Source organism: Cellvibrio sp. ATLC23 (genome assembly GCF_057196725.1).
In genome coordinates this window covers 1-577 of the sequence record NZ_JBXUOS010000029.1, presented here as the reverse complement: position 1 = coordinate 577, position 577 = coordinate 1, and the positions used below count along the sequence as shown (strand labels likewise).

Here is a 577-nt window from a genome sequence, read left to right as displayed (position 1 = left end):
CGCAACGTTATGCAATTCAAGTGTAGAAGCAATGAGCCTATGGAAATCCCAGAAAATATTAAAGATTTAGTTTTTCAATTAGCTAATGACTTAAGCATCATGGAAGTTTGGCTTATAGGCTCACGTGCTTCTGGTAACGCTCACGCTGCATCAGACTGGGATCTTCTTGTATTCTCAACAAGCGAACCACAAGCTACTACCTCAAGAGTTGAGGGAATTGATGTGCTATGGAAAGGCCCATCTGGAAACGTCTTGCTTGAAGGGCAACCAATTTCCTTTCAGTTCGCATTCTCAGATTTCAATTGGCTCGTTGTAGGTGAAGGTCAGGCCACATATTGCGGAAGAAAATTTAATGAGGTTCCTGAAGGTATTCGCGACGCATCAGTACCCTTACAATCATTTATTGAAGGCAAGGCAGTCTGTCTTTGGCAGCGCCAGTAAATTAAGTGCATAACAAAGTGCTGCAACTCGCGCACTTCGTGCGCTGGACAGTTTGTAAGTCGTGGCTTTGTGGTTTTGCTGCGCAAAAGTATTCCACAAAACCACAACTTACAAACTGCCGTTGAGCACGGCGTTA

At 44.0% G+C, this 577-nt stretch carries 1 protein-coding gene; it reads left to right on the top strand.

The genetic code is table 11. The features are described from left to right. The coding region (locus AC2CG4_RS20045) for a nucleotidyltransferase domain-containing protein (RefSeq protein WP_484487952.1) at nucleotides 1–441 on the top strand (441 nt) is incomplete at its 5' end. Nucleotides 442–577: the final 136 nt, after the last annotated feature.